A 7,948-nucleotide genomic window follows, 5' to 3' on the forward strand; every position below is an offset into this window, starting at 1 on the left:
TTCATTACGTGGTGGATCTTCGTCACGGGGTGAATCGGATGGGTCGGGGGATCGCGGCGAGAAGCTCGCGGGTGTATTCGTCCTGCGGATCGCCGAGCACCTCGGCGGCGGTGCCCTCCTCCACGACGCGGCCCTCATGCATCACTGCGACGCGGGTGGAGACGTAGCGCACGACGGCGAGATTGTGCGAGATGAACAGCATGGAGAGGCCGAGTTCGGCCTGCAGTTCGCGGATGAGGTTGAGGATCGTGCCCTGGATCAGCACGTCCAGCGCGGAGGTGATCTCGTCGGCGATCAGCACCCGCGGCTTGCCGGCCAGAGCACGGGCGATGGCGACGCGCTGTCGCTGCCCACCGGAGAACCGAGCGGGGAAGGCGTCCGCCTTGTCCGGATCGAGGTGGACCAGCTCGAGCAGACGGGCGACCTCGGCCGCTCGCGCTCGCCGCGTCATCCCCGAAGGCATGATCTCGGAGATGCTCGCGCCGATGCTCATCCGCGGATCGAGCGACGAGTAGGGATCCTGGAAGACCATCTGCAGCGGGCGGGGACCGCGTCGGGGGATCGGCTCGCCGTCGACGAGGATGCGCCCGGAGTGCAGGGGTACCAGACCGACGGCGGCGCGGGCGAGGGTCGACTTGCCCGATCCCGATTCACCGACGACGCCGAGCACCTGACCGTCGGGCACGATGAGCGAAACATCATCGACCGCGGTCATGGCGGTCCGACCGTGGCCGTATCGCACGGACACGTTCTCGAAGCGGAGCTCACTCATCGCGTCGTCACCTCGTCCTCGATCCCGGCGAGGGGTCGTTCCAGATCGGGCCCCATATGCGGGACGGCCGCGAGCAGGGCACGGGTGTACGGATGCCGTGCCGAGGAGAGCTCTGAGGTCCGAAGCTCTTCGACGATCTCTCCCGCGTTCATGACGAGCACCCGGTCGCACAGTTCGGCGACCACCGAGATGTCGTGGCTGATGAACAGGATCGACGCGCCGTCCTGCTCGCGGATCGCCCGCAGCAGCTCGAGCACCTGGCTCTGCACCGTGACGTCCAATGCGGTGGTGGGCTCGTCCGCGATGATCAGCCGCGGAGAGACCATGAGTCCCATCCCGATCATCGCCCGCTGCCGCATGCCGCCGGAGAACTCGTACGGGTACTGGCGAACCCGTCGCGCCGGCTGCGAGATCCGCACCGCGGCCAGTCGATCTGCGGCGCGCCGCCGCGCCTCTCGTCTGTTGAGCCCGGCGTGCTCGGTGGCCACTTCGGCCAGCTGGTCGCCCATCCGCATGGTGGGGTTGAAGGACGACATCGGGTCCTGGAAGACCATCGCGAGCGATGTGCCGAGCAGGCGGCGCCGTCGCTGCTTCGTCGCGGTCTGCAGGTCGGTGCCGAGGAATCGCAGCACGGATGCTTCCACGCGTCCCGGATCGGCGACGAGCTGGGCCACGGCCAGAGCGGTCATCGACTTGCCGGAGCCGGACGCTCCGACGATGCCGACGATCTCGCCCTCGCGGACCGCGAAGGAGATGCCGCGCACCGCGTGCACGGGGCCGGTGGGGCCGGGGAACGTGACGCGCAGGTCCTGCACCTCGAGCACGCTTCCGTCGGGTTCCGCCGGAGCCGGTGCGGTCGGTGCGGTGACGGTGCGCGGCCGCCGCGAGGCTCGTCGGCGTGCGACCGAGAGGAGGACGGCGTCGTCCGAGATCCCGAGGGTGCGCGCCGCGGATTCGCCGAGGAGGTTGAAGGCGAGGCCCGCGATCACCACGGCGATGCCGGGCGCGAGTGCGGCGAGCGGATTCAGGTAGATGCCGCGCACGCCGTCCATCATGAGCCGGCCCCAGTCGTACTCAGGCGGCTGCACTCCGAGGCCGAGGAACGAGAGCCCTGCGAACGCGAGAAGTGCGCCACCGGCGCCGATCGTGGCGTTGACGATGAGAGGTTCGCCGATGTTGGGGAGCACGTGCCGCAGCAGCACGCGGAACCTGTCGACGCCACCGACCCGTGCGGCGGCGACGAAGTCGCGCGCCTCGATGCCGGCGATGAGGTTCTGGCACAGGCGAGCGAACGCGGGGGCGCCGGCCAGGCCGATGGCGAACACCGCGGCGGTCGAACTGCTGCCGAAGATCGCCGCGAAGAAGAGCGCCAGCAGCAGCCCTGGGAAGGCGACGGCGACACCGGTGAACCAGATCACCGGTCGTCCGAGCACGCGTCCGAGCAGGAGGGGCGCGACGCCGAGGACGAGGCCTGCTCCGACCGCCACCGCGGTGGCCAGCACGGCCAGCACGACGGAGAGCCGTGTCGCGACGAGAGTGCGCAGCAGCAGATCGCGGCCGAGATTGTCGGTGCCGATCAGATGCTCGGAGGAAGGACCGGCGAGCAGGTCGTCCGTGTCGGTCACCGCCGCCTGCTCGCCCCAGAGCAGAGGAGCGAGGACGGCGGTGAGCACGACGAGCGCGAAGAGCGCCATCGCGGTGGCACCCAGCGGGCTGCGCAGCATGAGACGGAGAGTGCGCATCATCCCTCCGCGACCGTCGACTGGGGGTTGAGCACGGCGAGCGTCGCATCGACGACGGTGTTCACGAGCAGCACGCCGATGCCGTAGACGAGCACAGTGCCCTGAACCAGCGGATAGTCCTTCGTCTGGATCGAGCCGACGATGGTGCTGCCGAGTCCCGGCCAGGCGAAGACTGTCTCGACGAGCACGGTTCCGGCCACGAGGCTGCTGAGGATGAGCCCGCCCAGGGTGAGGGTCGCGGTGAGCGCGTTGGGCAGCACATGGCGGAGATTGATCTTCCAGCTGCGCAGCCGCTTGGAGTGCGCGGTGCGGACGAAGTCGGTCTCGAGCACCGAGAGGACCTCCAGCCGGACGATGCGCGCGAGCACCGCCGCGGGGCCGAGAGCCAGCGCGAGCACGGGCAGGATGTACGAGGCGGCTCCCTCCCGCCCGGCGACCGGCAGCCACCCCAGCTGGACTCCGAACACCGCGACGAGCGCGACGCCGAGGAGGAACTCGGGGATGGAGCCGAGCAGCACGCTCGTCGAGCTGAAGCCGAGTTCGAGGCCGCGGGCGCGCCCGCGCTGGGTGGCGATGGCGACCGCGACTCCGATCGGGATCGAGATCAGCACGGCGACGACGAACGCGAGCACGGCGAGCGCCGCCGTGGCAGGAAGCCGTTGTGCGATGGTGTCGGCCACGGGCAGCTGCGATCCGATCGATATGCCCAGATCGCCGGTCAGCACCCCCTGGAGGTAGTTCAGATACTGCTGCCACAGCGGGTCGTTGAGTCCGAGGGACTCCCGCCGCGCGTCCACCACCGCCGCAGATGCGGTCGGTCCCAGCGAGGTGCGCACCGGGTCGCCGGGGACGAGGTGGATCATCAGGAAGGATGCCGTCACCAGCACCCACAGCGAGACGAGCAGCCGGCCAGTGCGGCGGAGGATGAATCGCGGCCATCGACTGTCGCCGAGTCGGGTGGCATCCTCCGCCACACGGGCTGTCACCGTGCTCGTACTCATAGGTTCGAGATCCACTCAGCCGAGCATGCGGATGCTGGTCGGTGCGATCTGGCCGGTCCATTCGAACTCGGCTCCGCTGCCGAACATGTACACGGTGCCCTCTGCGAACGGCACCATGTCCGCCGCCTCGACCAGAGCGGACTCCGCCTCCTGCCACTTCGGGCAGCCCTCCGTGCCGGGCAGCTGCGTCGCCTCGGCGATGGCGGCCTCGTAGTCGGAGTTCTGGATGCCGGAGAAGTTGACGCCGTCCGGGGGGACGATGCCGCTGAGGAACCCGATCAGCTGGTCTGGGCTGTTCACACTGACCGGAACCCAGCTGACATCCCATGCGCCGGTGCTGAAGATCGCATCGAGGATCGAGGGCTCGTCCTGCTCCCTGCCGTCCACCTTCACGCCGATCTGCTCCCACGCCTCGATCGCGAGTTCCGCAGCGGCCGTACCCGCGGCGCCGAGGCCGTTCTGATACAGGAACACGATGCTCAGGGGAGTGCCGTCCTTGACGCGCACTCCGTCAGCGCCGAGCTCCCAGCCCGCTGCGTCGAGTGCCGCGTTCGCCGCATCCACGTCGTAGTCGGGAAGGACGTCGGACACCGAGTCGAAGGTGCAGCCTCTGGGGTCCACGGTCGCGAGAGCGGTCGCCGGGCCGCCCTTGCCCGTCGTGATCACATTCGCCAGCTCGTCGAGATCGACGGCCTGCGTCAGCGCCATGCGCACAGCAGGATCACTCGTCGGATGGCCTTCTGCATGGTTGTACCACTGCTCGCCGACGACCGCGCTGGATTCCAGGGTGAACAGGTCGGCGCCGAGCGCGCGCTCCGCGTCCGGCCCGAGGAGCTGCGCGGCGTTGCCCTCACCGGAGAGCATGAGGTTCGTCGCTGTCGTGCCGTCCGCGACGATGCGGATGTTGACGACCTCCGGGATGCCGGTCTCGTCGACGGTGGCCCCGTCCGGTCCCCATGCGTACTCTTCGCGGAGCTCGAACGTGTAGTGATCGTTGGGCACGGCTTCGGTGAGGACGTAAGGTCCGGTGCCGTTGGATGCCGCCGCGAGCGTGGAGCGGTCGGCCAGACCGGCATCGCACACCATCGGGAGGTTCGCGAGGCCCAGCAGCAGGAAGGGCGCTGGCGCGCTGAGAGTCAGCGTGATGGTGTCGCCCTCCGCCACGGTGGACACGCCCACGGGGAAGAAGGCTCCGAGGAACGCACTCTGGTTCGCGGGATCCGAGATCCAGTTGAGATTGTCCGCCGCGGTCTGCGCGGTGAACTCCGTGCCGTCGCTGCAGAGGATGCCTTCCTTCAGCTTCAGCGTGGCGGTCAGACCGTCGACGCTCCACTCCGAGGCGAGCTGGCTCTGCGGATTGCCCTCGGCGTCGACGGCGACGAGTGTGTCGTACGCGAAGACGGTGACGTCGAACAGAGCGCTCGCGGCCGACATCTGCGGATCGAGGTTGCCGGGGTCCGCATTGAGGATCTGAGTGAAGGTCCCGCCTTCGACCGGTTCACCCGTCGGTGCGCCTCCACCGTCGGACGCGCATCCGACGAGGGACAGTGCGAGAGCGCCGACAGCGGTGACGGCCGCGGCGACAGTGCGTTTCGGTGTCATTTCGATTCCTCCTGGGCGATGAATGCTCGGGTCATGCCTGCGATGGGTGTCGTGCGTCGTGCTGGTCGATCCTCAGGCTGTGCGCGCGAGCGCACGCCCGAACTGGACGTAGGAGTGCCGGCCCTCGGCATCCGGAGCGAGGAACGTGTACACGATGTGCATGCCGTTCTTCTCGTCGCGCATGATCAGCGAGTCCTCGCCGAAGGCGATCAGCTCGTCCGTGGACGGCTGCTCGCCCATCTCGAGCAGAAGGCCCTTCGGACGCTGCTCCAGCCAGACCCTGCCGGTGTCGTCCTGCGACACCTCCATGTCGAAGATCGAGTTCGAGTACGTGCCGATGTACGGCGCGGCGTCCACTGCGCCTGGCTGCGCCGTCGGAACGGGGGCCGCAGGCAGACCCTGTCCGGTGAGCTCGCGCAGCAGCGGATCCACGATGTCGTGGAGGAGCCCGGGGCCGTCGCCCCCGTTGGTGAGCAGCACGATCGCCACCTGCGCATCCTGCGCGATGCGCAGGTACGAGGCCTGCCCGATCGTGTTCCCGTCATGGCCGTGGAGGCGCACGTCGTCGTCGCGGTCGATCTCCCAGCCCAGACCCCACGCGGCACCGAGCCCCGTGATGACCGGCAGACGGATGCCGGTGGTCCGCATCGCCTCCACCGCTGACGGGGAGAGCACGGAGGTGCCGTCCGGCGCGGTCCCGCCGGCGAGGTGCATCCGGGCGAAGCCCGCGAGATCACGCGCCGTCATCGCAAGCATCGAACCGGCCGGCTCGTTCGAGCGGGCCATCGCCCACAGGGGTGCCGCTGTCGCGATGCCGTCGTCCCCCGGTGCCATGTGGCCGACTGCGGCGCGGTGGAGGATGGCCTCATAGGGGCTCGGCGACACCCGTTGCAGTCCGAGCGGCGCGGCGATGTGCTCGATGAGCGCCTGCTCCCAGCTCTTGCCGCGCAGACGCTCGACGAGGAGGCCGAGCACGATGTAGCCGGCGTTGTTGTAGGAGAACATGAAGCCGGGCGCGAACGTCTGCGGCATGTCAGCGAGGAGCGCGACGAACTTCTCGATCGCGTCGTCTCCCCGCCCCGTGTCCGTGAAGATGTCGCCCTCGAATCCGGCCTGGTGGGTGAGCAGCTGACGCACCGTGATGGATCCGGTGGCGGCGTCATCTCCGAGCCGGAACTCCGGCAGGTACGTGCGGATCGGCTGGTCCAGCTCGACCATTCCCTCGTCCACGAGCTGCATGACGAGTGTCGCGGTCCACACCTTCGTGATGGATCCGATCTGGAAGACGGATTCGGGAGTCGCTTCGACGCCGGTCGCGGTGCTCAGCACACCGACCGCGTGATCGATGATCTCCCCTTCGATGACGACGGCGACCGCAGCGCCGGGAACCCCACGAGCGGATGCTCGGCGTGCGAGTTCGGTCCTCAGGAATTCAGCGACCTCTTCGTGGCTCTCCATGGCCTCACCCTATTCACGCGAGCAGCGGTGATTTTCGTATCTCAGGACACATTCATGGATACGTCTTCGTCGCTCAGGACGAATGGTGCACGTGACCGGCGTGCATCTTTCGATGCAGCATCCGATCTTCAACCTTCCGCCGCTCGTGCCGCGGGCACCCCGATTCCTAGCGTCGTAGAGGCGGGGCATGAGGCTCCGCTCCTCGCGAAAGGAACCATCCGATGACCTCCCAGACCATCACCTCGCCTTCGGGCCGGATCAGTCCGCGCGAACGGTCGGGCCCGGTCGGCCTGATCGCCCGGCATCCGCTCGTCTCGTTCTTCGTGCTCGCGAACGCGTTGAGCTGGATCGCCTGGATCCCGTACATCCTGTCCGACAACGGCCTGGGCGTCTGGGACTACGAGTTCCCCGTCGTCCTCGGCACGAGTCAGTTGCTGGGCGTGCTGCCCGGCGCCTATCTGGGACCGATCACCTCCGCCCTCCTGATCACCGCACTGGTCGACGGCAGACCAGGACTTCGCCGTTGGGCGGGGCGGCTGTGGCGCTGGCGCGTGAACTGGCGCTGGTACGCGCTGGCGCTGGTGGGCGTGCCCGTCGCGCTCATCGCAGGCAGCTTCGTCTTCTCCGGCGGAGCCATGCAGGCGCCGTCGATCGAGGCGCTCGCGTTCCTTCTGCCCGGACTCGCGCTGCAGATGATCACCACCGGTCTCGCGGAGGAGCCGGGCTGGCGCGACTTCGCACTGCCCCGCCTGCAGGGGCGCTTCAGTCCTATGAAGTCCAGTTTCATCCTCGGCCCGCTGTGGGCGCTGTGGCACTTCCCGCTGTTCCTCACCGAATGGGGCGGCTACCCCGACGCGGACTGGACACGCATGGCGTACTTCGCCGGCTTCTGCATCGCCTTCAACATCGTGATGTCGTGGGTGTTCAACCGCACGAACCAGTCGCTGCCGCTGTCGATGCTGCTGCATGTCGGCGTGAACAACACGGCGTCGATCCTCCTGCCGGACATGTTCCCGACGGTGGACGGCAGCACACTGTCGCTCATGCTGATGGTCATCGCGACGCTGGCGGCCGCGGTGATCATCGTCGCCACCCGTGGCCGTTTGGGTGTGCCGGAGCCGACGGCCCCGAGCCCGTCGATCGCCACGCAATAGACTCCGGACATGGCCGTCGCAGACACTCTTCGCGCACCGCGAGCGGCAGACGTCGTCGCCGCCGCGGTGACCGCAGCGGCCGCAGTCGGCGCACTGCTGCTGATCCGCGAGCTGCTGGCCGACAGCGGCGGTGACGTGCCGATCACCCCGGCTGTCGGCACGGCGCAGTGGTGGCTCGTCGTCGCCGTCATCGTCGTGCAGTGCGTGTCGCTGTCCTGG

General features: G+C 68.4%; 7 protein-coding genes. 2 read left to right on the forward strand and 5 right to left on the reverse strand.

The window, feature by feature from the left end:
- Positions 1-22 precede the first annotated feature (22 nt).
- The 5 genes from ACNPNP_RS19105 to ACNPNP_RS19125 all read right to left on the reverse strand — a co-directional run bounded on the left by ACNPNP_RS19105 (position 23) and on the right by ACNPNP_RS19125 (position 6,575).
- Positions 23-772 (reverse strand): ABC transporter ATP-binding protein, encoded by a 750-nt coding sequence (locus ACNPNP_RS19105; protein ID WP_448967617.1) that lies wholly within the window; start codon positions 770-772, stop codon positions 23-25.
- On the reverse strand, positions 769-2,514 hold the full coding sequence (locus tag ACNPNP_RS19110; RefSeq protein WP_448967618.1) for a dipeptide/oligopeptide/nickel ABC transporter permease/ATP-binding protein: 1,746 nt from the start codon (positions 2,512-2,514) through the stop codon (positions 769-771). The genes ACNPNP_RS19105 and ACNPNP_RS19110 overlap by 4 nt, the downstream gene beginning before the upstream one ends.
- Entirely contained in the window at positions 2,514-3,515 is a 1,002-nt protein-coding gene (locus ACNPNP_RS19115; RefSeq protein WP_448967619.1) for an ABC transporter permease, read from the reverse strand. The genes ACNPNP_RS19110 and ACNPNP_RS19115 overlap by 1 nt, the downstream gene beginning before the upstream one ends.
- A gap of 15 nt (positions 3,516-3,530) precedes the next feature.
- Positions 3,531-5,117, reverse strand: a complete 1,587-nt coding sequence (locus ACNPNP_RS19120) for an ABC transporter substrate-binding protein (protein ID WP_448967620.1) — start codon at positions 5,115-5,117, stop codon at positions 3,531-3,533.
- 72 nt (positions 5,118-5,189) lie between these two features.
- On the reverse strand, positions 5,190-6,575 hold the full coding sequence (locus ACNPNP_RS19125) for a serine hydrolase domain-containing protein (protein WP_448967621.1): 1,386 nt from the start codon (positions 6,573-6,575) through the stop codon (positions 5,190-5,192).
- A 221-nt stretch (positions 6,576-6,796) separates the two neighbouring features.
- On the opposite strand from ACNPNP_RS19125, the gene ACNPNP_RS19130 reads away from it, so the two are divergent.
- Both ACNPNP_RS19130 and ACNPNP_RS19135 read left to right on the forward strand, forming a co-directional pair.
- Positions 6,797-7,729 carry a CPBP family glutamic-type intramembrane protease gene (locus ACNPNP_RS19130; RefSeq protein WP_448967622.1) on the forward strand — a complete coding sequence of 311 codons (933 nt, stop codon included), beginning with the start codon at positions 6,797-6,799 and terminating at the stop codon, positions 7,727-7,729.
- 9 nt (positions 7,730-7,738) lie between these two features.
- Positions 7,739-7,948 (forward strand): hypothetical protein (locus ACNPNP_RS19135; RefSeq protein WP_448967623.1); only part of this gene is annotated, 210 nt, incomplete at its 3' end.

It is taken from the genome of Microbacterium xerophyticum (assembly GCF_053543555.1).